Below are 26628 nucleotides of genomic sequence, written 5' to 3'. Positions count from 1 at the left end.
GATTCAACCGAGATCATTAAGGTGCACTTTCAGGTCAACGTGAGTTCTATGATCGTGCAGAAAAAAACGTCTTAGCTCTGCGCAGCTATAGTCGATCCCAAAAAGACGAACGCCCCTTCCGGTAACCCTCCGGCGATATTTGACACCAAAGGCAATACGGCGGGTCGTCTCTGCCAAATGAGTTACAACACCTCGTGCCTTGGAAAGCCGTTTCCAGCAATTGTTGGGCGTTTCCCCGTTCAAGCCACGATGCGGCAAATTGTGGTAGATATCGACGACGTATCGGACCAAGACTTCCATAAGAGCATCATCCGAGAATATTGCCATTTCTTCAGAAGGATAATCGCCTCTTTGTTGGGGATTGAAGAAAGTTCGCCCGGACAAGTAGGGCATCAGAAGCGCCCCAAATGCACCAAATATACGCTCAACTCGCCCCCTGAGGTGCGGGAGACCGCCACGCGGCGTTTCTACGATCCCAAAAGCTTCGCAAACCGCAAATCGAAAGGTATCATCTACAAAAGCGACACCAAGATCTGTCACCACCGAACTCAAACCTCCATGGTGATGCCAATCTGATGCACACCCGGCCGCGCGCGCAATATCAGTTTTATCGCGCGTCACATCAGAAAGAAGCGCGATCGCATCCTCGCGATTTGGTTTCGCGGCGAGTCTCATACCCACAACACACCGTGTGGCGCAGTCGATTGCGAGATACAGCCATCGGCGACCTCGTTTTACCTTAGCTAATTCCTCCGCAGTTAATTGATCCAAAGCACCGCGCGCAGCGAGAAGCGAAACCAGATCCACGCACCACTCATCAATCTCTATTCTCTCCATCGGATAGCCCGCAGTGACGCCTTCTTCGTAGATAGCAAAATTGCGATTTGCATAGTCGACTCCATGCCGCTGCACGCATGTGAAGTAAGGATCGAGCTTCGATAGCTCGCGCTCAACCTTACGCTTTGAAGGGACTGTCAGTTTGGGCTTACCCTCCGCCGCTCTCGACCTATTAACTTTTTTGAATAGGTCCCGGCACAGATCAGCGACATTTCTCTTAGACAGTCTTTGGCGGGTCAAATAAGCTTCAACGCTCTTTCCGATCAGTTTGGATGCCTCCAGGCAAAACCGAGCAGTGCGGTTTCCGGAAAGATGTGTTCTTGGGATCAAGCCAAGCGGCGAGCACCCGGCATCTTCATAACGCTTCAGCCATGTCCTTAAGGTCCGCGAACTTGGCGGAGCCCGATAGTTGTTTTTCTTCCCCGCTCGCGGCTGTTTCCAGTTACTTTGAGCAGCCCGCTCTTGGGCGTTTACGTGCGCTTCAATTGCAGGGATGACCCTCTCTATCGACGCATCCGTACGCTTGGCTTCGTTGTCACGCTCATATTGAAGGAAACCATTTACCCACGCCAAGCGCCAAACAACTTTTGACTTAGTCTCATCAGAGTAGCTCTCTAGCGCATCGATACCTGTGCTCGCGCGTAAATCCCTTCGTCCCGGCTTAAAGTAGAACGGGTCTAATGTTACATCCGATCTCTGTAAGAGATCATGTAGTTCGCCAAAGGTAAGGAACAGCTCTCGTTCCCTATCCTCAACATCCTCGAAAATGTAACCGTTTTCGGTTCGCTGATTGAAGGCATACTTTCGCGCATTCACTTTCAGCAATGCGAACGAACTCAATCTTAACGGGAGGTTCATATCATGCCCCCCCTTGCAACAATACTCTCGGTGCCAAGCAGTTGCGTTTTGTCTGCGATCAAAACCTTTTCATAGATGGCAATGACAATTGCTCTGAAGCCATCTCCCTCAAGATCCAACATTTGAGACAGAGACCCCAACGTTATGGGAGAGCATAGACTCTCGACGATACTCAGCAGTTTATTCTGATGGGCGGCGTTTCTTGAGCGCGAAAACTCGAGATAACGTTGTGCGTTTAACGCTTCGTCGCGGGTAAAGTCTCTATCAGTGACAAGAACTAGATCGTCGGCGAAGTCTTTGCGGAGGGCGGCGCGAATTTGTCTTAACTCGCAAAGAAAACCGCTTTCTATGACTTTCTTCCAAGGTTTTATGGCCAGTAACAATCGGCGTCCATTGCCCAGTTTGAGCAGACAATCCGGGAAATGTACTTGAGATCTACCTGCAGCATCTATGTATCTAACAGCCGTCGGCTGTTCCCAAATGTCCCTAACGTCGTGGTTAGCCAGATAGAGGAAGTACACTCTCTCTTCCAATTTGCTTTCATATTGAACGATCCTTGGATGCTCCCACCCAGGCAATTGAACGGGAAAACATCCCCGAGAACTAGCAGTTGAACGCCTTGGTATAGTGCGAGTTGCACGGCTTGGTTCGGGCGACTTAGTGCCCGTGATTATCGTTTGTTGCTTCTTCATGCTCAAATTGGCGGGCACGCCAGCTATACAAGCCGGAGGCCAACCACCCTTTTCTTCGGTGTTTATCGAGCAAAGCCCAACCGCCTCATCGGCTATACGAGCCGATGAAAGAGTTGACTTTGCGGTGCTATCAGGGGAAGAAGGAGCATCGGTTATCTAATCGACGCAGAAAAAGGGGTCTCGCGGTGTAAGGGCTTGCGAGGCCTCTTTCATTAATTCCTTCTAGGTGTGATCTTACAAATTAGGTCATTTAGCCTTGCCTCCATCTGTTTGATATCTTTCCGGCCACAGAACTTCAGGCGATGTTCCGAGCTGCACGGCAATGGCTTTCTGGATACGTTTCGATCGCCGATAGCCTTGCGAGACAGTTGAAACGGAACTGATGGAAACCCCAAGTTCTCTACTTATCTGCGCCAAACTCGTGCCCAACAAACGTAGATCGCACTTGATACGTTCATGTCTGGCCAAATCCACGATCAATACGCTCACCAAGCTAAGTCCTCAGTCTAACTCCAACAATAAGTACATGCCGTTCTACAGCACACCACATCTTGAGTCATTATTTTTGTTTTATTTCAATGACTTACATATTGATGCCCTGAAAAAACGAAATCCAATCTTGTACCGTTCGTGCTAACCGATTGAAATAAAGCAACATCGCGACAGAAAACATTCCCCTACAAACCGAGAACTCAGGTGCGAAAAGTCAGCAAAGTAAAAATTGGGACCGAAGAATTCTACTCCGTGATCGCTTCGAACACAGGTGCCAAAGTCTATGCGCGCGAGTGTTTAATCGCCTTATTAAAGGCATCAGATTGTCTGCGGACCTTCGCCAAGCGGCTCGGGATTTCTCCGCTCGTTGGGCGCAGACTACTGGAACTCGCTCGATTTAACTATGTTGTGCACCTTCACAGGCAATACAAGAAAGGGGCGACATGCTTTCAGGTGGCCCAAGACAACGGTTTGAAATTGTCGACATTGCTACGTCTGTTCCGTGAGCAAAAACTGAGAGTGCAGCGCGGAGTACGCAGGCCAAGGGTAACTCCAAGGAAACTAATCCAGATTTGGCGAGATACCGAAACGATCATCGGAGTTGCCAGAAAGCTCGGCATCGCAAGAAATACAGCACGAAACATACTTCTGGAATCAGGCCTGATTCAGGCGAAAATACCACGCTATAGGAGGCAAATACCTCCCGAGGGAGCTATCATGGGAAAGCCGATTGCTACTTGATTTTCGAATTGACCTCCGAAGCATCCAAAAAGTTTGCTTTTCGTCACGAAGCTTGTAGGTATCGCAGATCGCCGAAAACACTTGGAGTTCCGCTTTCCCGCAAACAGTGACCCCAGAAGATCTGCTAGAAATTGTAAATCTAGATTTGCACGGCAGTTCAACACCTCATGGTGCAAGAAGACTTTGTGAGCTTGGCATGGCCATCCCAGCCAATTTTGCATTCACCAGTCAAACTGGCCAAACGCTGCAATTTCAGACGATCGATATGGATCTGCAGGGCTACATCGTTTCCAAGAGGGTGCAAGACTGCCTGGTCTCCGAACATCCATTTGTTGCGGAAGCCAGAGCAAATGTGCACAAAGATCAGTTTGTCAGCCGTGCTACGGTCGTCTTCGAAACAAATTTCTTGCGATCAAAATCCGCCGAAGAACTTGAGGTTTTACATTGGCGTTCAGCCAAGAGCTGGCGCACTCAGGCTCATGCACCTTGATAAGCTGGCTAATCTTTAGGGGTGCAGAAGGAAGCATCTACCTGAGTGTCCCCAACCGGCCCAATCCGGACGTTAGTTGACCGCTTCGACGCCGCAGTGCAGCTTCCCCGAAGGAGACATTGAAGAATTGTGACTACCCATCATTTGTTTAGACAAACGGAAGTTGCCACATCGCCCACTCACTGGTCGCTCTCAGAAGAAATCGGTCTGACGAAACTTGGCTCTTTCCAATGGTTTGACTGAAAATGGTTTTGTAATGTTCTGGTACAGACACATGAGGTTATGCGTACAGCGATATTGCGTAGATGTATTATATTTCAAAGAAGCTTTGGTTGAGGTGATTTTTGATGGGCGAGAATGTTTTGGGTGTCTTAGTCGTCGTTTTCGCTTTGTTGCTCATTGCCCCAGTTCTTTTAGCATTCGGCGATGTGTTGCCTTGGCTACTGAGCGCACCGTGGCTTGTACTTTCATTCGTCGACTGGCTTGTTTTACTGGTTATCCTAGCACTTACTTTCTTAGCGCAATGGATATTCTTCATGTACGTTAATGAGCACAAAGAGATAGCCATTATGCGACTGATAACGTTGCTTCCCCTTTGGGCAGTATACAGTTTAGCTAAATTCGCATTTTCAGCTTTTGGTTTTGAGTGGGTGGACGAGCTGCCTTGGATTTCGTTTGGTGAACTGACTGGAATGCTGCTCGCTATCCTTGCCCTACCCTTGGATTTCGGATTTGGAGTGGTCGGTGGTTACATTGATGGTCATTCCATTTCAAACGCGACTTGGTGTAGCACCGCTCAGAATATTGCCCTGCAATCTGGATATGATTTGACAGACGTTGGAATTAGGAGAGGCCTAAGCATAGGCTGGAGCCTTGTTTTTAGTGAAGCTGCCGGCGAGTACATGTATTATGAACGCCTCCAACGAGAATTTTTCGACTTTGACCTACGCAGCTCGTTTAGCGGTGCCTACCAGCTTGTGAAATTGGGTTATACATTTGGTTGTTTTTCGGCGTGAACGGTTGTCTTCACACGTGTGCAACGCCTCGGTTGCTAAGGGAGAAAAGAAGTTAGGTGATTGGCAAGTTCTTGCTGCTGCGTGTACGGCCCATAGCCGACCTTTGACAAGGCATTTGAATGCGGCGATTGCAGCCTACATTGCCGACGTTCGCTGCAATCGCGAGAATGCGCTGCTTGGTCAAATCACAGCCGATGCGAGTTGTCTCTTGCCTTGAAGCACCCAATGCATACGATCAAAACCATTGTTTAGTTAGCTATGGTAAGAGACCTTGGAAATATGGGTTGAGTTCAAAGACAATGACTGGCGGATTTCACCCGATCCAGTGGAAGTACACTCGGGAACTTTAGTTCAATGGCGCTTCAAGGCTGACTCGGTTTCAGCCAAGCACCTGCGTTGGACTGTTTACTTCGAAACGGGTAACCCCTTCAGGTTTTCTCGTGATGCCACAGCTGACATAATTGGACGACTTGAGTTTGCCAACGAGACATTATCCAGTCCTGACGGGCAACATGTCGGTGTTTCTACTACTATTACGGCCGACAAACCAGGCCATTACAAGTACGGAGTTCGGCTTGAGGACGTCGATGAAGAAGAAGAGCTTGGTGACGAAGATCCCGAACTAATCGTTTTAGCGATAGCCAGATAGATGCCGTACAATATAGAAGTTACATGCCTTGGGACAGACCAGTATGCACTATTGGAAAGAGCAGCCGCTGGCTTAAATGGCGTTCAAGACCAATTTCGATTTGAGGTCACCCAAGTATCTCAACGAGAAGCCGGGCTGAGCTTTCGTCGAGATGAGTACTTTACTGAGGAAGTCTGGGAATTCCTGTCCGAGCAGAGAAAGTATGGTGCCCCTAGGCAATTCATAATTGCGTTCGTGTCGAGACCTTTGGCCTCTGAACGCCTTAGCAACCTCTTTGGGTCGCACAGAGGCAAAGATGGATTGGCAATAGTAACGAACTCGGACTCATCGCAGTATGTCAAAGAAGACGAGCGTTACTGTCGATACTACATGGTGCGGTACGCAATGTCTTTTGTGAATTGGCTTGTCAAGGTTCACGACGATGACGAACGAGCTGACTGCTACTTCAACAAAAAAATGGATAAGCGCCAAATCGCTCTGTCGATGAATAGTGGCAATATTTGTGATGTTTGCCGTTCTGCAATGGACAATCCGCCGGAAGGGAGCAGTGTTCATCGATTGACGGATCGCGAACGATTATCGCTGGAAGCAATGAGGCTTTTTGTAAGTGGCGACTACCCATATTCTTTGGTGTTAAAGGGAGGCGGAATAAAAGGCCTCGCCTTTGCAAGCGCATTGGTGGAACTGGGAAAGTATTTTTCTTTCAACCGGCACGTGGGAACTTCAGCGGGCTCGATAGCAGCCGCTTTGCTTGCCGCCAATTTCAAACCAGCTGAGCTTCAGAAGATACTGGAGCAGAAGGACTTCAAAGACTTCCTTGACGCTCGCTGGTGGGCCCTCCCATTCAATCTGGTTTTTAGAAAGGGACTCTACCCTGGAGAACACTTCAGGCATTGGATTGCAGAGCTTTTAACCTCGAAGCTTGGACTGCAATCAGAGGTTAGGATGGAACATCTTGACGGGGCGATAATTTATGCAGCGAGAGCTGGTCAAGGAGCTTTGACATACGACTCTTGTGGCCCGAGACGTGAAACGGTTGCTTCTTTTGCGGTACGTTGCAGCATGTCGATCCCGTTCTTCTTTCAACCGGTGAAGGTTGATGGAAGATTGGTTTTTGACGGTGGCTTACGCAACAATTTTCCACTGAAACGCTTTCTCGACAGCTTCAAAGATGCGCCGTTCATCGCAATCTATTTGGGCAGACCGGACAACAGTAACCAGATGAATGTGGTTTCTAGCCTGCTGGACATAGTCGTCGACGGCGAGGAAAGAGAGCTGGTAGACAACCATACCAGAGACGTGGTCATTATTGATACCAACCCGATTGGAACGGTCGACTTCAAGTTGTCTAAAACTGAGAAAGACTTTTTGTTGGCAGCTGGTAAGGCATCGGCGTTGGAATTCTTACAGCGAAGGAACATTGAACTTGGCCCATCAACGGAAATGGTCTCTACGGCTAGGGCCAAAACTGAAGCATTGCGTGCAGAAGTTATTTCAGCCCGCAATGAAGCTCGGCGCCGACGATGGAAACGGCTTATCTTCTTAGTGCTTACTGGACTAGCGGCTTTGACCTTCTGGTGGATGCGATAGTCTGAGTCTAGACCGATGGTGGCTTTGCCAGCGGCCCAAACCTGCCGTTGGCCAATGGGTCAAGATGCTACGGTGCGGCCCGTCAGAGCCGCCATTCGCTGCGAGGCCAACATCCGCTAGCACTTTGAAGTCGGGGACGCGGGGCGAACAAGCGCTGAATACGGCAGGTTGAGCACCTGCAACACACAGGTTTCCGCCCTGTCGCTATTGGAGGCATCGAGAAAGCCTGGGCCTCTCAACATCACTCGAACCTTTGCTCGTCATCTCTGTCTCTTTTTGCCTCGCGGTCGCGCTCTTCCTGTTCCACCTTTCTTAGCTTTGGCACCACCTCTGCAAGGTATTCCGCCACTCCTGGAATTGCCGCTTCGGAGATTGCTTCAAGCGCCGTTATCCGCTGGCCAACGATGTTTGCGCGACTGCCAGACCAGCTCATTGGAGCTATGTGTTCAACAAACACCGAGAGCACTTCGACCGGGTTCGGCGAGGCCGTAATCAGCGCCAAGCCTTGTTCCGTTAGGTCATCAATTCCCCGATCACCACTACTTCCAAATGGCGAAATGGCTCGGGCAACCAAACTCCAAGCAGAGGCTTCGCCCGCGTTTGCGCACCAAGCAGTAAGTTCAGTTGGTTCAATTTGCGAAAGTGGGTTCTCGAAGTGTGAGCTTCCTTCAAAGGCACGAAAACGCTTGTAATCCTTGATCTCACCCTGGAGAAGAGCACGTGTCAGGAACGGGTCGTACAAGAACTTGACTATAGTGGCGACGGCAGAGTCGAACTGATAGTAGCGCATTGCGGCCCCGTCTTCCGGGTCGAACAGACTGTCAAGCAGCTCTCCAATCGCAGCATCTTCACAATCGTATCTGAGGCAGTGCCCCAGGACTTTGGTCAGTCGATAGTCACCACTCCCGCCCGGATCGTCGTCATGTTCAAGCAAGTGCTTTGCGACCGCCCGAAGAGCTACGCTGCGCAAGCCTGTTCCGAGCAACTCCTCAGTGTCCTCTTTGTCATGAAGTCTCATAGAGAGCCCTTCCAAAAGGGCTCGCTCGCCACCTTCCTTCGTCACAAGTACTCTTGCGAGCTGCTCCGCTCTCGCCGACCCTGAGTCTTGATACTCCTCCCGCCAAAGCAGATCCTCAAACCCTTGGGGATTGTCCGTGCCACGGAGCGCTGCCAAGCAGCGTTCGAAGTCTTGATCAGAGAAGCTCCCTTGCGGATGGAGCATCACGATGATTGGACGGAGCAACTCGTCAGAGGCTGCTTCATCTAGCAGCATAGCGGTTAAGGCTTCATCTGTGCTCGAAATCTCATTCAACGCACCACAAAGAACACCATAGTTAAAGTGCTTTGTATCGAGCGACTTGAGGCCGCCGACGAGTGTTTCCCATGTAGATCGACAATCCGAAGAGCACCGTATCAGGCCTTCTCCAAATGGTAATAAATAGGGAGACCAACCCGGGTTGAACAAGTGATGGGCTTGCTCCTCAAGCATCCCTTCAGACTGGCGACAGCGGCAACCCAAGATCCGCGCCTTTTCACTCAATCGCTTGCGAGATGCTTCAAATTTTGAAGGCTCCTCAGGATCGAAGTCCCCGTCCAGCGACCACATATCGTTGCCCGGATCAATGACAAGAGCTTCGATTTCAGAAAGCAAGTCTTGTGGAGCGAGCTTCTCTCCCAACGAGGCAAAGAGCGCCGCTCCGTCTTCATCTCGTTTCTCTTCTGCGACCCGCCGAAAGTCAAAATACAACACGGATCGCACGGCCTGCCAACCTTCCACCCAAGGCAGCTTGTCATTAATGGCTTTAGAAACGTCGATGATTTCAGCGCGAAGGTCGGGGTAGCGCCAAAGCCCACGAAAGTTCGCGGCGAGGAGCCTTCTGCACGATTTAGAAATTGTCTCAGAGTCGGATTGGGAGGCGTCACAGGCGATGCCGATGAAAGTCCTAAACCATTCAAGCCGCTCCTCGAAGCTTGGGTTGTGCCCATAGTCTCGTGGTCGAGCCCCAAACTCGAACGAGTTAGTGCTTGACCAACGGCTGGCCTCAAGCGCCGAGTCTAAGAGTTCGGCGCCAATCTGAACTCGCGTCTCGTTGCCGGAGTGCAGCGCAGCTCGAACGATTTCAGCCCTTTGGGCAGTAGTTGCATGAGTTCCAGATAGGTACGCTTGGAACAAACCCTTTAGCTTGCCTCTTACGCTATCATAGTTGTTGTCCGGGTCTTCATGGTCCGCCACTACAAGTAATGCAGCAACAGCGCGTTCAAAGAACTCAGGGTAATATGCAAGTCCCACCAATATGCTAAGCGCGACCGACCTAAATGAGTCTCGTGGCTCAAAGGATGCCAAGGTTTCAGGGTTTGCAAATGAAGCCTCTACCAACTCGAGTACGCGAGCCGGAGAAACGGGTGCAATGTGCATCAGGAGTTCTCGACCGTGCTCGTTCAAAGCTGACAAGTCTGACAGGAGGCCTCCCTCGGATACCCATCCGTCTACGATTTCGACCGCAATAGGGTGCTCGTGCAGGAAGCCGAGGCGGCGGCCAAAGGACTTCAAAAGGCGCGCGCTTGCCTTTCGCTCGAAGGTGTCTGTGAGTTGATCAAGTGGAATATTGCTCAGGGCCTCGGAAGCTAACCGGTTGGCAACCGCATGTGGCAGAACGGCTCGCCAGCGCGACCTCTTCTGCGCAACTTGCCGATCAACGAGAGTTTGGGCTGCGCGATGCATTCGGAGCCTTGTCTGCTCACACAACGCGCCCAGAAGCGCTAGCTCATCTACGCCTTCTTCGTCACTTTCTATTGAGAAAGAGTATACCAACGACAGAGCCTCGGCTTGCTCTTTGAGACCAGAGTCGAGGTCGTGTCTTTGATAAAATAGACGATTGAAGAGTTCTTCATCCGACAACCGACCAAGCGTCTCATCAATTGGTGCGGCATCAGCGATCGCGATTGCGAGCCGAGCGTTTCCCTCTGAAAATTCTGCAATCTTTGCTGCGTTCACATTGCCCAGTTCGGGGTACCTTCTAAGGAGCAACTTCTCCGCAATTTGCGGCCCGTAGGCCTCCAGTTGTACCACTTCTGTAGTCTGCGGCTTATCCTCACGGATGTCATACTCGACAGTAATCAGCCGGAGGGAATTCTCTTGCTTGGAGAGCCTCGACGCTAGGGAATTGTGTAGATCAGAGGCGCAATTGTCTAAGACGACAGTGGCGGAAACTCCCTGCGCTATCATTGCGTCGACTAGGGCGCGAGCAGATGGTTCCGGTTCGTCACCGATATCCGCGTAGATCACTGAGGTACGGTCCAAAGGAGTGTCGCCAACCCCGTCCTCAAAAAGCGCCTGCACGAAGCGAGACTTACCAACACCTGAAAGGCCGGTGATCCTGATTGATTTTCGTGAAGCGTCTATTAGCCTCCGAACACTGGCTATGGCCTCGCCAAGCTGTAATGGCTGTTGGGAGCTTGAGGGAACGACCACTCTAACGCCATCGTCCAATATTAGGTCGTCGTTGGCGTCCACCGGAGTGGTGCTCCATCTCCCAAACGGACGCCAGCCAGCAAGAGGTCTGCCGACAACCTCACGAACCCAAATCTGAACTGTAGGGTGCTGGCGTAGCCATAGGTGGAGGCGAGAACAATCGTAGTAGTCCACATGGATCGCATCGGGATTATCAAGACTAGCTAAGGCCTCGTTCATGGCATCGATACGACGCTGATACATCGGCGGAGAGCAGTCCTCAGTCGAAGCAATGATGTAAGAGCCACTGTTTTCAACGAGTTCATGAATGATGGGTTTCGGCGTCCCTTCCGAGAGCATTTCGTCAAGTATCTCGGCACGCGCCATGCTTTTGGCCTTGGCCTGAAACACGTTGTCGGCTCTTGGGATAAAATCTCCGTAGAAGCCCTCTCGAGTTACCGTAACCCTGACATCCACCCCTCCATCGGGCGCTTTCAACGATCCTGACCATCTCACATCACGCAAGAAGCCACCGCGCGCTGATAGCTCCGCTTCGCACAGTCTAGCAACGAGTTCCTCCAGCTGGCTGTCGTCTAGCTGCGCTAACTCATCTTTTTTTGGTTCAAAAATTGGCAATGCGAATCCAACTCTGCTCGAATGTCACTTGGACGCCATACAGAATTTTAGCGAGAGAACATTTGGAGAACAAGAGCTGCCCATCTTAGCAATTAGAAAAATCACACCTACAAACCATGACCTTTTAGTACTTCGCAAAGTTTCCTGGATTGGACCTAAAGTTCTCTCAATTGGAGAAGGTCTGCTTTCAGCTAGTACCACGTCTCAACTCGGACCTGCAGCGAACTTCCGGTTTCCGCCCTTCGGGACTGAGACGGTCGATTTTTTGCGTCTTTTGCAACTGCGGAGAATGATCGGAAAATCCCGCCTCCTGTGATTTCAATCTTTAAAATCGAATGCCCGCTATGGAGTCGGGGCTTATGGCCCCGCCGCTCTTGTTTGTTGGGCCAGCGGGATTTGGACGAGCCAAACGCCCCTGGCCGCCAGGGGGAAGACGCTGCCTTCCCCCTCGGGCAACCCTATTAGACAAAACCGTGTCCTCGCGCTCTGCGCTGCGGGCCGCACCACTTTTGTCGAATAGCATTGCCTCGCCCCCATCCGCGTTCGCCACGTGGCAGATCAGCAGGACCAGGCGGCTTCGCCGACTGAACCTGCAAATCAGCCCTGATTTTCCGAAAAGGGAAGTCAGATCAATCGAAACAGCCTGCGGGAGCAAAATGGAGATGTTGCGTCAGTTTATGACGCAAAGGTCAAAGTCGTGTGGGGTTCAACATCGAGCAATGAGAATGGAAAGGTTCTGTCGCAAATGGCAGAACTATGTGTCGCCTCACACATTTGAAAAATGGCGCTCTGGGGAGGATTCGAACCCCCGACCCCTTGATTCGTAGTCAAGTACTCTATCCAGCTGAGCTACCAGAGCGCGGTGTGGGGGAGTTAGAACCTTGCGCGCGGGAGCGCAAGGGTAAAAAGCCAAAAAAGTCAGCTCGCCCCCAAATCTCCTTTCGGAAGGGTGATGCCAAAGGTGGTTCCGGTGTCTCCGGTGGCCGCCAATTGCAGCTGTCCGCCATGCCCGCGGATCAGCTCAGCTGAAATTGCCAGCCCAAGCCCGGTGCCGCCTTTGCGAATCCCGCCCTGAAACGGCGTGAACAGATGCTCCTGCGCTTTGGCGGGCAGGCCCGGCCCGGTGTCGCGCACCGAAATCATCCAGGCCTCATCGGTTTCCCAAGCCGAGATCGCGATCTCCCCGGGCTGGCCACTGGCCACAATCGCCTGACGGGCGTTGCGCACGAGGTTGGAAATCACGCGAAAGAGCTGTTCGGGATCCGCGCGCATCATCAGCCCCGCGGGAATGTCCTCGGCAAAGCTCAGATCAAACTCGCCCACCGCAAGCCGCTCGCTGGCAATCACATCGGCCACCAGCTCGCTGGGGGAAAACCGGGTCAGCGTCGGCGCGGGTTCTTCCGCCTTGCCAAAGGCCAGCGTGCTTTCACACAGGTGCACCGCGCGGGTGATGGAGTTCACCAGCTTGGGGGCCATCCGCGCCACCAGCGGGTCTTCGCTGCTTTCAATCCGGTCGGTGAAGAGCTGGGCGGAGGTCAGGATATTGCGCAAATCGTGGCTCACCTTGGCCACCGCACCGCCCAGCTGGGCCAGACGCTCTTTCTGGCGCAGGGCAGAGGTCAGCTCGGTCTGCAGCGTGTGCAGCGCTTCTTCGGCTTCGCGCAGCTCGGTGACGCCGGACTTGGGCGTGATCACGCTGCGCGCATCTTCCGGCGCTGCGGCATAGGTCTGCATATAGCGCACCACACCTTCGATCGGGCGCACCAGAATCGCGCGCACCGCAAGGAAGAGCAGAAACGCCGTCATGATCGAGATCACCGCCGAAAGCGCCAGAACCCGCAGCCCGTAGTCAATCATCGAAGCGCGCAGGTCCTGCGTGCCCATGGTAACCTCAATCAGCAGCCCCGCATCCTGCACCGGCGCGCCGATCACACGGATCACCCGCTCGCTGCGGTCCAGAAGCTGCATCATCGCGTCTTTGATCAGAACCCCGGCCGAGGCGCCGCGCATGTCATAGGTGTCGTTGATCGGTTCAGGGATAGGAGAGCTGAGAATCAGCTGCCGCATCTCATCGCGCCGCAGCACCACGTTGTAGACGCCGGCGTTTTTGAGCAGCTCGTCTTCCAGATCCATATCGATCATGTCATCCGCCAGCAGCGCGAGCGAGGCAATCTGTGCCCGCTCCAGACGCAGCAGCAGGTAATCCTCGCGATACCGCGCAACCGAAGGGACAAAGATCAAGACCTCGGCCAGCATCACAAAGATGACCGTGAGGATCAGGAACCGACCTGAAAGCGAATTGAGCATGCGCGTCCGCCCTTTGTTATGGCAGCCAGCGCTGTACGAAGCCGACCACCCGTTTGACCTTAGGATTATCAAACAGTTGCGGAGAGAAATAGGCCCCTGCGACACGCTTGTTGATTTCTCCCACCGTTGGATAGGGCGCAACCATGCCCGCAACGGCGCTCATCTTGAGCTTATTGGCGATCACCAGCGCCCATAGGTTGATAAGCTCGCCCGCCTGCGGGCCTGCAATCGACACCCCCACGGGGCGGCCTTTCACGACCATCGCTTTTATCAGCCCCTTGGCCTTGCGCTCCGCAATCAGCCGGTCGTTGTGCTCAATCTCGAACCGCGCCACGGTCAGCTTGTCGCCATAAATCTTGCGCGCCTCCGCCTCGGTGGGGCCGATCTGCGCCAGTTCCGGGTCGGTGTAGGTCGCATAAGGGATGTGATCCGTGCGCGCCTTCGCTGGCAGCCCGAACAGCGCGGAGCGAATGATGACACCCGCATGATAGCCCGCCACATGGGTGAACTGCGCGCCACCCGCCACATCGCCAATCGCATAGACCTTGCGGTTGGTGGTTTTCATGCTGTCGTCCACCTTGATGCCGGTCTTGGTGGTCTCAATCCCCGCCGTCGCGAGGTTCAGCTTGTCGACATTGGCCTTGCGCCCCACGGCCACCAGAAGATGCGAGCCGGTAAAGCTGCGCCCGTCCTGAGTTTCCACGGTGATGGCACCCGCCTGTCCGCTGATCTGCTTGGCCATGGCGTCTTCGGCGATCTCAAGCCCTTCGCTGCGCAGGTTATCCAAGACTATCGCTGCCATCTCCGGATCATCCCGACCCAACGCCTTGGCGCCCTCAATCACCGTCACCTTGATGCCGAGCCGCTGATGCGCCTGCGCCATCTCCATGCCGATGGGGCCCCCGCCAATGATCAGCAGATGCTCCGGCGTTTCGGTCAGGTCAAACAGCGTCTCATTGGTCAGGTAAGGCACAGAATCCAGCCCCGGGATCGGCGGCACCAGCGGGCTGGATCCGGTGGCAATCACGACGCGGCGCGCGGTGATGCGGTGATCTCCGGCCTCAACCACCTTCGGGCTGACAAAGCGGCCATATTCGCGGATCACCCGCACCCCAAAGCCTTCAAAGCGTTCCTGACTGTCCACCGGCGCAATCTGGGCAATCACATCTTTCACATGGGCTTTAGCCGCGGCGTAATCCACCTGCGGCACCTGATCAGCCACGCCATAGATGCTGCTGTGCGCCTGCCCGTGAGCCGCCTTACCGCTGGCAATCAGCGCCTTGCTGGGAACACAGCCAAAGTTCAGGCAGTCCCCGCCCATTTCGTGCCCCTCAAGCAGGGTCACATCCGCGCCCATCTGCGCCGCCCCGGCTGCCACAGACAGCCCTCCAGAGCCGGCGCCAATGACCAGCACATCCGTCTTGATGTCTTGCATTATACTGTCTCCCGGCCCCGAATACGCTTGATCACCGCAGGCAGCAACGACAGTGCCGCCAGCCCCAGCATCGGCAAGAGCACATGCGGCTCAAAGATGATGCCAAGATTGGGTGTCTCACCGCGGGCAAAGACCTCGCCAAGGCCCGCCCCCACCGAGGTATAGACCAGACCACCGGGGATGATGCCAATGAAAGTGGAGACGACGTAACGCCACAGCGGCACACCCACCAACGCAGGGATCAGATTTGCCACAAAGAAAGGCACCACCGGCACCAGACGGATCAGAAACAGCATGGTCCACTGATTCTCATCAATCCCGTCTTTCAGGGCTTTGATCCGCCCCTCAGAGCTGTCCATCTTGGCCGACAGGCGCTCCCCGAGGCCAAACTTGGCTGCCAGAAACACAACCGTCGCCCCCATGGTGGCCGCGCCCACGTTGAACAGCACACCCGGAAAAGTGCCAAACAGAAAGCCGCCTGTGAGCGTGGCAATCGTTGCGCCAGGCAGGGAAAAGCCCGCGATGATCACATAAAGGATCATGAACACCGCCACAGCCGCCCAGTAATGCTGATCCCGGTAGGCAATCAGCGTCTCGCGATTGTCGCGCAGGGTTTCAAAGCTCAGGTAGTCCCCCAATGCATAAGCGCCGCCCACTGCGACACAGAGGATCACCGCCAAAGGCACCAGCCGTGCCCACTTTGATTTTGCCTCAGCGCGTTCGGTCTGGCCCGCGCCATCCGTTAGATCTGCCATCTTTTGGTCGTTACCCTTGGTCACAGTCTGTCTCTTTTCCTCAAAATGAGACAGTCCCCTTCTAAACAACAGAGGGTTCACGGCGGGTTGATCACAGTCGCACGGTTTCGTGATGAAATCCGCCCCTTTCCGCAGTTCTGAAACATTCTGTGCGCATATCGGCCTTCGGGGCTTGTGTTTTTGTAGCAAATCCGCGATCAGGCGTTTGACTTATCTCGCAGGCCCGTCTAAAGACCGGGCTTCGAATAGACAGGCTCCGCGAATCTATCGCTTGATCGACTTGCCGGCGCCTCCACACTTTGTAACGGAGACGGAGCGATGAAACGCACCTACCAACCTTCGAACCTGGTTCGTAAACGCCGCCACGGCTTCCGTGCGCGCATGGCCACCAAAGCTGGCCGCAAAATCCTGAACGCACGCCGCGCACGCGGTCGTAAGTCGCTGAGCGCATAAGCTCACCGACACCGTTTATACGGATCGTTCAAACAAAATGACACCGCCGGAGACCCCCACGGAAGGCCCTGCCAACCACGGGATGACGTCTCCGGCGGTTTCTCTTTGCGCGCAGGAAGCCTTGCTGGTTCTAAAAAAACGAAGCGAGTTTCTCGCCGCCGCCCGCGCCCGCAAACAGGGCACCAAGGCGATGATGATTCAGGCCCGCAAGCGCCGCGAGTCGGAAGACGCTGATCCGGCGGTGATCCGCGTCGGCTACACCTGCTCCAAAAAAGTCGGCAATGCGGTTGCCCGCAACCGCGCCAAGCGCCGGATGCGCGAAGTCGCCCGCGCGGTGCTGCCAGCTTTTGGCAAACCCGGCTGGGATTACGTTCTGATCGGCCGCAAAGACGAGACCGCTGCGCGTGACATGCTGGCGCTGCAGGCCGATCTCAAATGGGCGTTGCGCAAGCTGCACGCTCCAGCCAAGCCGCGCCCGCAGACATAAGCCCCTGCCCTCCCTTGCCCGTGTCACAGGACACATCAGGTAAGCGCCTGACAGAGACCTGCCACACAGCCTGTCTGAAATCGTTAAAACACGTTCGACTTTGACGCGCTTCAGCATCAAAAAGCCTTTCCCTTTGGGGAAGCGTTAATGTTTCGGATGCACCTTCCGCTGGCTCAGAACCAAATGCCAACGAAACGATCCGTCGCCACGATGTCTGTCACAATCCTCCTCACCTTTGTTGTCACAACCGACGACACCTCCCACTTCCGCGAGACCATTTCTGTGCTGGCCAATCAGGTGCAACGCATGCCCGGCGCGCTGCGCTATGCGGTGTTTCAGGGCAAAGACGATCCGAATTATTTTCACGTGCATCAGGTCTGGGCCAACCGGGAATGCTATCAGGCCTACATCAACAGCGAAGAGGCCGACCGCGCGTTTGTCACGCTGCGCGGCATTGTTTCAGAGCTACTGGTCAAGGAACTGATTCCCGTTGCCAACAGCGACAGCACACCGGTGCTGGTTACCGGCTGATCCCTGCATTTGTGGGCGCGTTAAGCTTTGCCCCCTTCCGAAACGGGCACCTCCGCAATACAGCCGCGATACAGACGCAATACCGACGCGCCAAATCGGGTTAATTTTGCACTTTCTAGCCAATTCGGAACCCAACTCGTCCATTTCGCCTTGGCACCCTTGCTCATAGCCGTTAACAGGCTGTTTCAAAGAGGTCAGCGAAGATGAAGACACGAGATATGAACCGCGATTGGATCGCCACCGCCCGCACACTCTCCCAGGCTCTGCCTTACCTTCAGCGCTATGCTGGGGCGACGGTTGTGATCAAGCTCGGCGGCCACGCCATGGGCTCTGATGAGGCCATGGATGACTTTGCCCGCGACGTGGTTCTGATGCGTCAGGTCGGCATCAATCCGGTGGTCGTCCACGGCGGCGGCCCGATGATCAATGCGATGCTGGAACGGCTTGAAATCAAATCGGAATTTGTGAACGGCAAACGGGTCACAGATGTCGCCACCGTCGAGGTGGTGGAGATGGTCCTCTCCGGTGTGGTGAACAAACGCATCGTCTCTGCGATCAACCGTCAGGGCGGCAAGGCCGTGGGTCTTTCCGGCAAGGACGCCAACCTGATGATCTGCGATCAGACCAACGCGGATCTCGGCTTTGTCGGCACCCCGGCAGAGATGAACCCCGCGATTTTGCACGAACTTTTTGCCAATGACACCATCCCGGTGATTGCGCCGCTGGGCGTGGGACGTCAGGGCGAAACTTTCAATGTCAACGGCGACACCGCCGCCGGTGCCATCGCCGGCGCGCTCGCCGCAGACCGCCTCCTGCTCCTCACCGATGTGGCAGGCGTCAAAAACGGCGAAGGCGAGGTGCTGACAGAGCTGAAAGCCCAACAAATTCGCGACCTTATCGCTGAAGGCGTGATCGCGGGCGGCATGATCCCCAAGACCGAAACAGCGCTGGCCGCCATTGATCTGGGCGTGCGCGCTGCGGTCATTCTGGATGGCCGCGCCCCCAACGCTTGCCTGCTGGAGCTGTTCACCGAACATGGTGCAGGCTCCATTATCCGCGCGGATTAAACCCGATTGGGGCGCAAATGACCGCGCCCCATTTCTCCGCTTGAGCCAACCAGACAGCCTGTGCATTCTGAGCAGAAGCGAACGCCTTGCGCAAAGCCGCGCAACGGCCGCGAACCTGTGGTATTGTCATGCACAAGCTGAACATCTCTCGCACCAATCCCGCCGCCACATGAGCTACCGCGCGATTGAAAAAGCCGCGAAAAAGGCTGGCCTGCTCACAATGGGCGCAGCGCATGTCCGAAATCTGACGGGCGCAGCCAGTGATCCGGCAACTGTGGTGCTCTTGGGCACGGGCGCGGAGTTCTGGCCCATCTTCGCCACCTCTCGCGAAGGTCTGGATGGCAAGGCACACCCTGTCGACCGATGGTCCAAGCGCATCGTCGGAACGCTCGCGGATCAGTTTGATGCCGCAACCGCCTATCCGTCAGATGGGCCGCCCTACCCGCCCTTCATTTCATGGGCCTTGAAGACAAACCGATTTTTCCTCAGCCCCGTAGGCATGATGGTGCATGACACGGTTGGCTTGATGATCTCCATTCGCGGCGCGCTGCTCTTTGACACAGAGCCTGTGATCCCCAGCGCCGATCTTGCCTCCCCCTGCACGGCTTGCGCCGCTCCTTGCACCACCGCCTGCCCTGTGGGTGCGCTCTCCGCTGGGGCCTCCTACGACGTCACTGCCTGCCACGCCTACCTCGACACCCCAGAGGGCCAGAGCTGCATGTCACAAGGCTGTCACGCCCGCCGCGCCTGCCCGGTCTCCGCCGGAGCCTCTCGCACAGACGCCCAATCGGCCCTTCATATGAAAGCGTTTCACCCATGAGCCGTACCCTGATCCTGATGCGCCACGCCAAATCAAGCTGGGATGACTTCAATCAGCCCGATCACGCACGCCCCCTCAACAAGCGCGGGCGCGCCTCAGCCCATGCTCTGGGGAAATGGTTGGCCCTGCAGGCCCTGCTGCCTCAGGAAGTTCTCTGCTCCAGTTCAGAGCGCACCCGCGAAACGCTGGATCGCCTCACACTGCCGAACAATCCGAAAGTCAGCTATCTGGATGCGCTTTATCACGCACCCGCTGACACCATGCTGCACAGCCTGCGCGCCGCCAGTCAGCCTGCGGTGCTTATGATCGGCCACAATCCGGGCATCGCCTATTTTGCAGATCAGCTTGCAGCAAGAGATCCGGACCATCCCCGCTTCCATGACTATCCTACGGCGGCGACTACGATCTTTCATTTTGACCTAAAGGACTGGAAAGACGCGCAATACGGGACTGGGGATGTTGTGGACTTCGTCATTCCCCGCGAACTGATGGCCCGCGATTCAGACCTTTAGGCATAGAAAAAGGCGGGGATGACCCCGCCTTTCCAATGTGTCGTTTGCTCAGAAATCAGTGGCCGAGAATCTGGCTCAGGAACAGTTTGGTCCGTTCGCTCTTCGGGTTGTTGAAGAACTCTTCCGGCTCGTTCTGTTCCACGATCTGACCCTGGTCCATGAAGATCACGCGGTTCGCCACCTGACGGGCAAAGCCCATCTCGTGGGTCACACAGAGCATGGTCATGCCTTCTTCCGCGAGCTCGATCATGGTGTCGAGCACTTCTTTGATCATCTCAGGGTCAAGCGCTGAGGTCGGTTCGTCAAACAGCATGATGCGCGGCTTCATGCAGAGCGAGCGGGCAATCGCCACACGCTGCTGCTGACCACCGGACAGCTGGCCCGGATACTTCAGCGCCTGATCCGGAATCTTCACCTTCTCAAGGAAGTGCATCGCGATCTCTTCGGCTTCTTTCTTGGGTGTCTTGCGAACCCAGATTGGCGCCAGCGTGCAGTTCTCCAGAATGGTCAGATGCGGGAACAGGTTGAAGTGCTGAAAGCACATGCCAACTTCCGAGCGGATTTTGTCGATATTTTTCAGATCGTTGGTCAGCTCGATCCCATCCACGACGATGTCGCCCGACTGGTGCTCTTCCAGGCGGTTGATACAGCGGATCAGGGTCGATTTACCAGAGCCTGAAGGCCCCGCAATCACGATCCGCTCACCTTCGTTGACGGTCAGGTTGATGTCCCGCAACACGTGGAAACTGCCGTACCACTTGTTCATGTTGGAGATTTGAATCGCAACCTGATCACTCACATGCATCTTGGAGCGGTCGATCGCGCGGTCGGTCATAAGTTCAGACATGGGTGAACTCCTTATTTGTGCCCAGTATGAAGCTTACGCTCCAGATACATGGAATAGCGGGACATGCCGAAGCAGAAGATGAAGAACAGGAATGCAATGAAAGCAAAGAGCTCCCAATAGATACCGTTCCACGCAGAGTCGGCACGAATGGCGTTGGACAGCCCCAATGGATCAAGCAGGCCGATGATGGACACCAGCGTGGTATCTTTGAAGATACCAATGAAGGTGCTCACAATACCTGGGATCGAGATCTTCAGTGCCTGAGGCATGATGATCAGACGCTGCGCCTGCCAATAGTTCAGCCCCAAAGAGTCGGCGCCTTCGTATTGACCCTTCGGCAATGCCGCAAGGCCCCCACGGATCACCTCAGCCATATAAGCCGCGGCAAACAAGGTCACCATGATCAGCACCCGAAGGATGATGTCAAACTCCGTGCCCGGCGGCAGGAAGATGTTGAGCAACACAGAGGCCACAAACAGCAGAGTGATCAGCGGAACGCCACGGATGAACTCGATGAAGCCCACACAGAGCGCCTTCAGGATCATCAGGTCAGACTGCCGCCCCAGCGCCAGGAAGATACCAATTGGCAGCGAGGCACCAATTGCCACAACACCGATCAGAATCGACAGCATGAAGCCACCAAACTTACGGCTTTCCACTTCCGGGATGGAAATCGAAATCACAGATTCCAGACCTGCCGCAACGCTGCCAGCCAGGAACAGCCACCAGATCACCGGCACAGCAATCGCCGCGATGATCGCCACCAGCTCACCCGCAATTGGCGCGAGGATACGGTAGGCCAGATAGCCAATACCGAAACCGGCTGCGGCCATCAAAGGCCCCCAGATCGAGCCGCCCCACATCAGCCAAGGCATCAGGAAGGGATAAGCTGCTGTCACGATCAACAGCTGGCGCGGAACTTTGGTGAACAGCACAGGCGCAATCGCCAGAAGCAACAGCACAAACGCAAGGTTTGGACGGAAGTATGCTGGCAGTGCCCCTTCTGTGGCGCCAAACACCACATCCGGTGTCGCCGGATAAGGCGGGTAGAAACCATACAGCAGCTGGAGCCAGCGGTCATTGATCACCGCCCAGCAGGCATGCCCGTGGGTCGACGCCCAGGTGGCTTCCATGATCTCACGGCATTCGGTCAGCGAGGAAGCATTCCAAACGGATTGGAATACCCACGGCAGTAGCCCGGACAGCACGTAGTAAATGAACGCCAGCGACAGCAGCGTCAGGGCGCTGTTGACGACACCGTCAAAAAGGTTCGCACGTGCCCATCCAATGACCCCAACAGAGTTTGCTGGAGGCTCTTTTTCCGGGAGCATTTCGGTGCGGACAAAAGACATGTCACTCATTTTATCTCTCCACCAATTTCACGCGGTTGTTGTACCAGTTCATCACGGCGGAAATGCTCAGCGAGATGATGAGGTAACAGGCCATCAGCATCAGAACACATTCCAGCTCGCGGCCGGTCTGGTTCATAGTGATGCCACCCAGCGTGCCGGTGATGTCCATGTAACCCACCGCAATCGCCAGAGAGGAGTTCTTGGTGAGGTTCAGGTAGTTGGAAATCATTGGCGGAATGATCACACGCAGGGCTTGCGGCAGGATCACTAGACGCATCGTCTTACCGGGGCGCAGACCCAACGCGTTGGCTGCCTCGGTCTGACCATGGCTGATCGCCATGATACCACCACGCACGATCTCTGCGATAAAGGCTGCGGTATAAAGGCTTAGCGCCAGCCACAGAGCAATCAGAGAGTTACGAAGGTGGGTGCCCCCCTGGAAGTTGAAGCCCTTCAGCGCAGGATAGCCAAGGTGAAACCCAAGCGCATAAAGCACGACAATGAGCGGCACGAAGAAGATGGCGAGGTTTTTCCAAAGCGTATTTGGACGGTCACCGGTGGATTCCTGAATACGCTTGGCCTGCGCATTCACAGCCCGAATGCCAAAGATAGAGGCCACAACGACCGCCAAAATCAGCATCAGATCCAGCGAGATGTCAAAGCGCATCGAGGAGGTGCCAAACAGATGGATGTTGCCCAGCGAATTGGAGAACAGCGGCTCCGGCACATAAACGCCCCGGTTTGTCACAGCAACGGTGTCAAACAGGTTCATTGTGGCCGAGGGAGTCTCGCCGCGGAAAGCGCGTGGTGCAGGCAGGCTCTCAATCAGGATGGCCATCGCCAGCACGATCCAAAGCAGAACCGGCACGTTGCGGAACATCTCCACATAGACGGTCATGATTTTGGCAACGATCCAGTTTTTGGAGAGGCGCAACACCCCGACAAAAACACCGATGATCGTGGCTGTGATACAGCCAAGCAGCGCCACCAGTAGCGTGTTCAGCAGGCCCAGAAAGGATGCGCGCAAATGGGTGTCGCGGCTGGAATATTCCAGCAGGCGTTGGTTGATGTCGTAGCTGGCTGGTTCCATGAGGAAACCGAACTCGGGCTGTTTACCCAGAGTATTCAGGTTCACCATGGTGTTGTTGATCAGCCATGCTGCCAAAAGCATGAAGCCAATCATCGCGACAGCCTGGATCGTCAAAGAGCGATACCGGGTGTCGTAGATCAACATCGACAGCCGGAACGACTCCTTGGGAGGGTCGGTCAAAGTGGTCATATGGGATCTTCCCGTTCCTCGGCCGATTATAAGGTGGCGTCGCTATGCGCCGTGGCCGATTATTGTTGTGGTTCACATAATGTGAGGAGGGCGCGGAATTCCTCCCGCGCCCCCTGTGTTCGGTATCTTACCGGAATGGCGGGGAGTAGATCAGGCCGCCATCGGTCCACTGAGCGTTCAGGCCGCGGGCCAGACCGATCGGAGTCGCTTCGCCGATGTTGGATTCAAACAGCTCACCGTAGTTACCGCCCGCCATGATGGCGTTCTTGGCCCATGCAGCGTCCAGACCCAGCATTTCGCCGAGAGTACCTTCGGTACCCAGCAGACGGTTCACTTCAGGGTTGTTGGTGCCTGCCGCCATCTCTGCGATGTTTGCGGAGGTCACGCCCAGCTCTTCTGCAGTGATCAGAGCGTTCAGGGACCAGCGAACCACGTCACCCCAGTTGTCGTCGCCGTGACGAACCAGCGGGCCGAGAGGCTCTTTGGAGATGATTTCTGGCAGCAGAACGTGCGCAGATGGGTCTTCAAAAGTTGCACGTGTCGCCGCGAGGCCGGATGCATCGGTGGTGTACACGTCACATGCGCCAGCCAGATACTGCTGCTGCGCTTCTGCGTTGGTTTCGATTGGAACCGGCTCGTAGCTGATGTTGTTGGAACGGAAGAAGTCCGCCAGGTTCAGCTCGGTGGTGGTGCCGGTTTGGATACAAACGGTTGCGCCGTCCAATTCCTTCGCAGAGGAAACGCCCAGCTCTTTCGGAACCATGAAGCCCTGACCGTCATAATAGTTCACACCTACGAAGGTGAACTTCAGGTCGACGTCGCGGCTGAAAGTCCAGGTGGTGTTACGCGCCAGCATGTCGATCTCGCCGGACGCCAGAGCGGTGAAACGGGTCTTACCGGTGGTTGGTACGAATTCAACCGCGGTCGGGTCGCCCAGAACAGCACCAGCAACCGCACGGCATACGCCTACGTCAAAGCCCTTCCACTCACCGTTTGCATCTGGTGCAGCAAAGCCAACCAGACCAGTGGTAACGCCACAGTTCAGCTTGCCGCGCGCTTTCACATCGTCAAGCGTGCCAGCAGCTGCAGCACCGGCCGCCAGGCCAGCGACAGTCAGCGCACCAAAAACTACGGATTTTTTCATTTTTACCTCTTCCTGTTTACCCACCCTTTCACAGGTGGTTTTGGCCACTCCCGGCCTAGAATGATGTGTTGAGACAACACCCCCCTCACATCTGGGGTTAGTGTGGTCGCATTCATCGCCAAACGTCAAGAGGTCCATCACGCATTACAATCAATGCTTGCGTGAATGTTATTTCCGCCCTGTTTGCCGAGGTTTCTGACTAGGAATTACTCAGTTTGAAGAAGCGGTAAGCATTTTCAAATGCTTGAAATTTCTTCTCTGCTTCCAGGGCTGCGTCTACATCTCGGCCCCATTGTTCTTCCTGCCAGATTTCATCGATTCTGGAGAGTTTCCAAAGCGCTTCGATTTCCTGCAGATCGCGGGTCGCGGCGAATCCGATAATCAGCGATCCAGAGATGCCAACCAGATCGTGGAATGCCGCCAGCTCAAAGTTGTCAAAGCGATGGACCTCCTGCGACAAAGCGGCAAGCGCTGCCGGATCCTGCGCTTCAAACATGACCCCTGCCACAGGCTTCAGGCGTGCTCCGAAAATCTCTGCCGCCCAATCAAGCAGCGGGTCCCACGCCTTTGCCTGCCGAGCGATCAATTCCTCAGGCGACGTGGCCCGGTAGCACAGAAGGTCACTCCCGCCATATTCTGCCAACATATCAGCGACTTCCGAATGCTGAATGACCACTTTGTCAATCGCTGCATTGGCCGAACGTGTCACCGGCATGGTGTTGGGATCAATCTCGCCGTCTTGCGCGTCCCATTCGGCAGCCATCGCCTGTGCCATCGCCTCCGTTGGCACCACCAAAGCAGCTTTCGCAGGCGTTTTGACGGCGCGCCCGTCCAAAAACACCCGGAAGCCGCCCTCGACTGCCGCAACAGTTGTTTCTTTCCAAAACCGCTTTTTTGCCCATCCGCTCATGACTGAAGCTCCCAAACCTCTTCCAAGGCGCCATCCAAGGCGCCAAAATCCTCGATCAGCTGTCGTGCTGCGCCAAGCCGAGCCACATCGTGGTAACCCCAACGCACGCCAAGACCTGTCACCCCCGCAGCAGCGGCCATATCCATGTCAAAGCTGGTATCGCCAATCATCACCGTTTCCGCGGCTGCCACACCTGTTTCCAGCATGGCCGTCTCGATCATGGAGGGATGCGGTTTTGACGGATGATCATCGGCAACCTGCGTGGTTACGAAATATCCTTCCAAACCATGGCCAGCGATGAGCTTGTCGAGACCTCTGCGGGATTTCCCGGTGGCCACCCCCAGAAGAACATCATCGCGGGCGCGCAGTCGTGTCAGAGCCTCATAAGCCCCGGGATAGAAAGGCGATGACTGCGCCGCTCCCTGGCTGGCCCGTAAGTGCATATAAGCCGCCTTATAGCCATCGACCAGCCGTGAACGCTGCTCAAGCGCACACTCCGGCAACAGCTTAAACACCGCAACATCCAATGACAGCCCAACGATGCCCAGTATGGCCTCGCGTGCGGGTGCTTGCAGCCCCTCCTCCGCAAAGGCTTGGCACATCGAAGTCACTATGAGCCCCTGGCTGTCCACCAGCGTCCCATCCACGTCAAAAATCACAAGTTTCAAGCGCTCTGAGCCTCCTGCCTTGGTGCCTTTGCTTCACCATGGACCATGCAGAAGGTCAAGCATCCTCCGCATAGGCACCGGAGGAATAGGTCAGCTCGTAAGAGTGGCTGTAGAGCTCAACCAAATTGCCAAACGGATCCTCGCAATAGACCATGCGGTAAGGCTTCTGGTCGGGATAATAGTACCGCACCTGCTGCATGCGTTGCTTGCCGCCAAGCGCCTCGATCCGTTTCACCCGCTCTTCCAAATCGCTGTCCTGCAGGCAGAAGTGAAATATCCCTGGTTTCCAATAGTCAAAAGGCGGGGGCGTATCGTCGGTCTTGGGGAATTCAAACAACTCGATTCCGACGCCATCACCGGTCGACAAATGCGCGATACGAAAGCGGCCCCAACCGGGGCCGAACACATCATCACACATCTCACCAATCGCGCTGCTATCCTGCAGCACCTCGCTGGGTGGCATCAGCAGATAGAGATCAAAGGCCTTGGTGTAAAACTCAACGGCGCGGTTAAGATCGGGCACAGTGATGCCAATATGGGAAAACGATACAGCCGGCATAGGCCTCTCCTTTCAAATAGATGCGTATCAAAAACGTCATGGAATGCCTC

General features: G+C 55.0%; 24 protein-coding genes and 1 tRNA gene. 10 read left to right on the top strand and 15 right to left on the bottom strand.

The annotated features are described in order from the left end of the window. Positions 1 to 3 precede the first annotated feature (3 nt). From J7400_RS15560 to J7400_RS15550, 3 genes are all read right to left on the bottom strand, one after another. Positions 4 to 1695 carry a hypothetical protein gene (locus J7400_RS15560; protein WP_209064931.1) on the bottom strand — a complete coding sequence of 564 codons (1692 nt, stop codon included), beginning with the start codon at positions 1693 to 1695 and terminating at the stop codon, positions 4 to 6. After that, the gene (locus J7400_RS15555; protein WP_209064929.1) at positions 1692 to 2216 is read right to left on the bottom strand and encodes a TnsA endonuclease N-terminal domain-containing protein; all 525 of its coding nucleotides are present in this window, start codon (positions 2214 to 2216) and stop codon (positions 1692 to 1694) included. The genes J7400_RS15560 and J7400_RS15555 overlap by 4 nt, the downstream gene beginning before the upstream one ends. Before the next feature lie 417 nt (positions 2217 to 2633). Further along, positions 2634 to 2876 carry a helix-turn-helix domain-containing protein gene (locus J7400_RS15550; protein ID WP_348540182.1) on the bottom strand — a complete coding sequence of 81 codons (243 nt, stop codon included), beginning with the start codon at positions 2874 to 2876 and terminating at the stop codon, positions 2634 to 2636. A 940-nt stretch (positions 2877 to 3816) separates the two neighbouring features. Between J7400_RS15550 and J7400_RS15545 the strand changes: the two genes are divergently transcribed. The 4 genes from J7400_RS15545 to J7400_RS15530 all read left to right on the top strand — a co-directional run bounded on the left by J7400_RS15545 (position 3817) and on the right by J7400_RS15530 (position 7365). Then, entirely contained in the window at positions 3817 to 4110 is a 294-nt protein-coding gene (locus J7400_RS15545; RefSeq protein WP_209064925.1) for a hypothetical protein, read from the top strand. Between the two features lie 347 nt (positions 4111 to 4457). Further along, positions 4458 to 5126 (top strand): hypothetical protein, encoded by a 669-nt coding sequence (locus J7400_RS15540; RefSeq protein WP_209064923.1) that lies wholly within the window; start codon positions 4458 to 4460, stop codon positions 5124 to 5126. Positions 5127 to 5397: 271 nt separating this feature from the next. Continuing rightward, positions 5398 to 5775, top strand: a complete 378-nt coding sequence (locus J7400_RS15535; RefSeq protein ID WP_209064920.1) for a hypothetical protein — start codon at positions 5398 to 5400, stop codon at positions 5773 to 5775. Between the two features lie 384 nt (positions 5776 to 6159). After that, positions 6160 to 7365 carry a patatin-like phospholipase family protein gene (locus J7400_RS15530; protein ID WP_209064918.1) on the top strand — a complete coding sequence of 402 codons (1206 nt, stop codon included), beginning with the start codon at positions 6160 to 6162 and terminating at the stop codon, positions 7363 to 7365. A 241-nt stretch (positions 7366 to 7606) separates the two neighbouring features. Here J7400_RS15530 and J7400_RS15525 read toward each other — a convergent pair whose 3' ends face one another. The 5 genes from J7400_RS15525 to J7400_RS15505 all read right to left on the bottom strand — a co-directional run bounded on the left by J7400_RS15525 (position 7607) and on the right by J7400_RS15505 (position 15949). Further along, positions 7607 to 11452 (bottom strand): hypothetical protein, encoded by a 3846-nt coding sequence (locus J7400_RS15525; protein WP_209064916.1) that lies wholly within the window; start codon positions 11450 to 11452, stop codon positions 7607 to 7609. A 782-nt stretch (positions 11453 to 12234) separates the two neighbouring features. Further along, a tRNA-Arg gene (locus J7400_RS15520) sits at positions 12235 to 12311 on the bottom strand. 59 nt (positions 12312 to 12370) lie between these two features. After that, positions 12371 to 13759 carry a HAMP domain-containing sensor histidine kinase gene (locus J7400_RS15515; protein WP_209064914.1) on the bottom strand — a complete coding sequence of 463 codons (1389 nt, stop codon included), beginning with the start codon at positions 13757 to 13759 and terminating at the stop codon, positions 12371 to 12373. Positions 13760 to 13775: 16 nt separating this feature from the next. Then, positions 13776 to 15194 carry an FAD-dependent oxidoreductase gene (locus J7400_RS15510; protein WP_209064912.1) on the bottom strand — a complete coding sequence of 473 codons (1419 nt, stop codon included), beginning with the start codon at positions 15192 to 15194 and terminating at the stop codon, positions 13776 to 13778. Beyond that, the gene (locus tag J7400_RS15505) at positions 15194 to 15949 is read right to left on the bottom strand and encodes a TVP38/TMEM64 family protein (protein WP_209065019.1); all 756 of its coding nucleotides are present in this window, start codon (positions 15947 to 15949) and stop codon (positions 15194 to 15196) included. Before J7400_RS15505 ends, J7400_RS15510 begins: the two co-directional genes overlap by 1 nt. A gap of 318 nt (positions 15950 to 16267) precedes the next feature. Between J7400_RS15505 and rpmH the strand changes: the two genes are divergently transcribed. From rpmH to J7400_RS15475, 6 genes are all read left to right on the top strand, one after another. Continuing rightward, the gene (rpmH, locus tag J7400_RS15500; RefSeq protein ID WP_005980833.1) at positions 16268 to 16402 is read left to right on the top strand and encodes a 50S ribosomal protein L34; all 135 of its coding nucleotides are present in this window, start codon (positions 16268 to 16270) and stop codon (positions 16400 to 16402) included. Positions 16403 to 16439: 37 nt separating this feature from the next. Next, complete coding sequence (gene rnpA, locus J7400_RS15495; RefSeq protein ID WP_209064910.1) at positions 16440 to 16889, top strand: ribonuclease P protein component; 450 nt, start codon at positions 16440 to 16442, stop codon at positions 16887 to 16889. A gap of 183 nt (positions 16890 to 17072) precedes the next feature. Next, positions 17073 to 17420 (top strand): antibiotic biosynthesis monooxygenase, encoded by a 348-nt coding sequence (locus J7400_RS15490; RefSeq protein WP_209064908.1) that lies wholly within the window; start codon positions 17073 to 17075, stop codon positions 17418 to 17420. Between the two features lie 203 nt (positions 17421 to 17623). After that, the gene (argB, locus tag J7400_RS15485) at positions 17624 to 18487 is read left to right on the top strand and encodes an acetylglutamate kinase (RefSeq protein WP_209064906.1); all 864 of its coding nucleotides are present in this window, start codon (positions 17624 to 17626) and stop codon (positions 18485 to 18487) included. A 169-nt stretch (positions 18488 to 18656) separates the two neighbouring features. Then, positions 18657 to 19307 (top strand): ferredoxin, encoded by a 651-nt coding sequence (locus J7400_RS15480; RefSeq protein WP_209064904.1) that lies wholly within the window; start codon positions 18657 to 18659, stop codon positions 19305 to 19307. Then, positions 19304 to 19819, top strand: a complete 516-nt coding sequence (locus J7400_RS15475; RefSeq protein WP_209064902.1) for a histidine phosphatase family protein — start codon at positions 19304 to 19306, stop codon at positions 19817 to 19819. Before J7400_RS15480 ends, J7400_RS15475 begins: the two co-directional genes overlap by 4 nt. Positions 19820 to 19874: 55 nt before the next feature. Here the strand turns inward: J7400_RS15475 and J7400_RS15470 are convergent, their stop codons facing one another. The 7 genes from J7400_RS15470 to J7400_RS15440 all read right to left on the bottom strand — a co-directional run bounded on the left by J7400_RS15470 (position 19875) and on the right by J7400_RS15440 (position 26578). After that, positions 19875 to 20666 (bottom strand): amino acid ABC transporter ATP-binding protein, encoded by a 792-nt coding sequence (locus J7400_RS15470; RefSeq protein WP_280637730.1) that lies wholly within the window; start codon positions 20664 to 20666, stop codon positions 19875 to 19877. Between the two features lie 11 nt (positions 20667 to 20677). Next, a complete protein-coding gene (locus J7400_RS15465; RefSeq protein ID WP_209064900.1) occupies positions 20678 to 22027 on the bottom strand; it encodes an amino acid ABC transporter permease in 1350 nt (449 codons plus the stop codon). 1 nt (position 22028) lies between these two features. Continuing rightward, positions 22029 to 23297, bottom strand: a complete 1269-nt coding sequence (locus tag J7400_RS15460; RefSeq protein WP_209064898.1) for an ABC transporter permease subunit — start codon at positions 23295 to 23297, stop codon at positions 22029 to 22031. A gap of 127 nt (positions 23298 to 23424) precedes the next feature. Beyond that, positions 23425 to 24441, bottom strand: coding sequence for an amino acid ABC transporter substrate-binding protein (locus J7400_RS15455; protein WP_209064896.1), 1017 nt, complete (start codon positions 24439 to 24441; stop codon positions 23425 to 23427). Between the two features lie 199 nt (positions 24442 to 24640). Further along, entirely contained in the window at positions 24641 to 25351 is a 711-nt protein-coding gene (locus J7400_RS15450; RefSeq protein ID WP_209064894.1) for an ATP12 family protein, read from the bottom strand. Next, on the bottom strand, positions 25348 to 26019 hold the full coding sequence (locus J7400_RS15445; RefSeq protein WP_209064892.1) for an HAD-IA family hydrolase: 672 nt from the start codon (positions 26017 to 26019) through the stop codon (positions 25348 to 25350). Before J7400_RS15445 ends, J7400_RS15450 begins: the two co-directional genes overlap by 4 nt. 55 nt (positions 26020 to 26074) lie before the next feature. Then, positions 26075 to 26578, bottom strand: a complete 504-nt coding sequence (locus tag J7400_RS15440; RefSeq protein ID WP_209064891.1) for a lactoylglutathione lyase family protein — start codon at positions 26576 to 26578, stop codon at positions 26075 to 26077. Positions 26579 to 26628 lie beyond the last annotated feature (50 nt).

The sequence above is a fragment of the Shimia sp. R9_2 genome (assembly GCF_017743735.1).
GTDB lineage: Bacteria > Pseudomonadota > Alphaproteobacteria > Rhodobacterales > Rhodobacteraceae > Shimia.
This window is presented reverse-complemented; position numbering and strand designations above follow the sequence as displayed.

Coding starts and splice junctions, on each gene's coding strand:
- J7400_RS15450 (WP_209064894.1), bottom strand. CDS start 25,351: ATGAGCGGATGGGCAAAAAAGCGGTTTTGGAAAGAAACAACTGTTGCG.
- J7400_RS15505 (WP_209065019.1), bottom strand. CDS start 15,949: ATGGCAGATCTAACGGATGGCGCGGGCCAGACCGAACGCGCTGAGGCA.
- J7400_RS15510 (WP_209064912.1), bottom strand. CDS start 15,194: ATGCAAGACATCAAGACGGATGTGCTGGTCATTGGCGCCGGCTCTGGA.
- J7400_RS15460 (WP_209064898.1), bottom strand. CDS start 23,297: ATGACCACTTTGACCGACCCTCCCAAGGAGTCGTTCCGGCTGTCGATG.
- J7400_RS15515 (WP_209064914.1), bottom strand. CDS start 13,759: ATGCTCAATTCGCTTTCAGGTCGGTTCCTGATCCTCACGGTCATCTTT.
- rpmH (WP_005980833.1), top strand. CDS start 16,268: ATGAAACGCACCTACCAACCTTCGAACCTGGTTCGTAAACGCCGCCAC.
- J7400_RS15560 (WP_209064931.1), bottom strand. CDS start 1,695: ATGAACCTCCCGTTAAGATTGAGTTCGTTCGCATTGCTGAAAGTGAAT.
- J7400_RS15455 (WP_209064896.1), bottom strand. CDS start 24,441: ATGAAAAAATCCGTAGTTTTTGGTGCGCTGACTGTCGCTGGCCTGGCG.
- rnpA (WP_209064910.1), top strand. CDS start 16,440: ATGACACCGCCGGAGACCCCCACGGAAGGCCCTGCCAACCACGGGATG.
- J7400_RS15490 (WP_209064908.1), top strand. CDS start 17,073: ATGCCAACGAAACGATCCGTCGCCACGATGTCTGTCACAATCCTCCTC.
- J7400_RS15480 (WP_209064904.1), top strand. CDS start 18,657: ATGAGCTACCGCGCGATTGAAAAAGCCGCGAAAAAGGCTGGCCTGCTC.
- argB (WP_209064906.1), top strand. CDS start 17,624: ATGAAGACACGAGATATGAACCGCGATTGGATCGCCACCGCCCGCACA.
- J7400_RS15540 (WP_209064923.1), top strand. CDS start 4,458: ATGGGCGAGAATGTTTTGGGTGTCTTAGTCGTCGTTTTCGCTTTGTTG.
- J7400_RS15470 (WP_280637730.1), bottom strand. CDS start 20,666: ATGTCTGAACTTATGACCGACCGCGCGATCGACCGCTCCAAGATGCAT.
- J7400_RS15545 (WP_209064925.1), top strand. CDS start 3,817: ATGGCCATCCCAGCCAATTTTGCATTCACCAGTCAAACTGGCCAAACG.
- J7400_RS15530 (WP_209064918.1), top strand. CDS start 6,160: ATGTCTTTTGTGAATTGGCTTGTCAAGGTTCACGACGATGACGAACGA.
- J7400_RS15465 (WP_209064900.1), bottom strand. CDS start 22,027: ATGAGTGACATGTCTTTTGTCCGCACCGAAATGCTCCCGGAAAAAGAG.
- J7400_RS15475 (WP_209064902.1), top strand. CDS start 19,304: ATGAGCCGTACCCTGATCCTGATGCGCCACGCCAAATCAAGCTGGGAT.
- J7400_RS15440 (WP_209064891.1), bottom strand. CDS start 26,578: ATGCCGGCTGTATCGTTTTCCCATATTGGCATCACTGTGCCCGATCTT.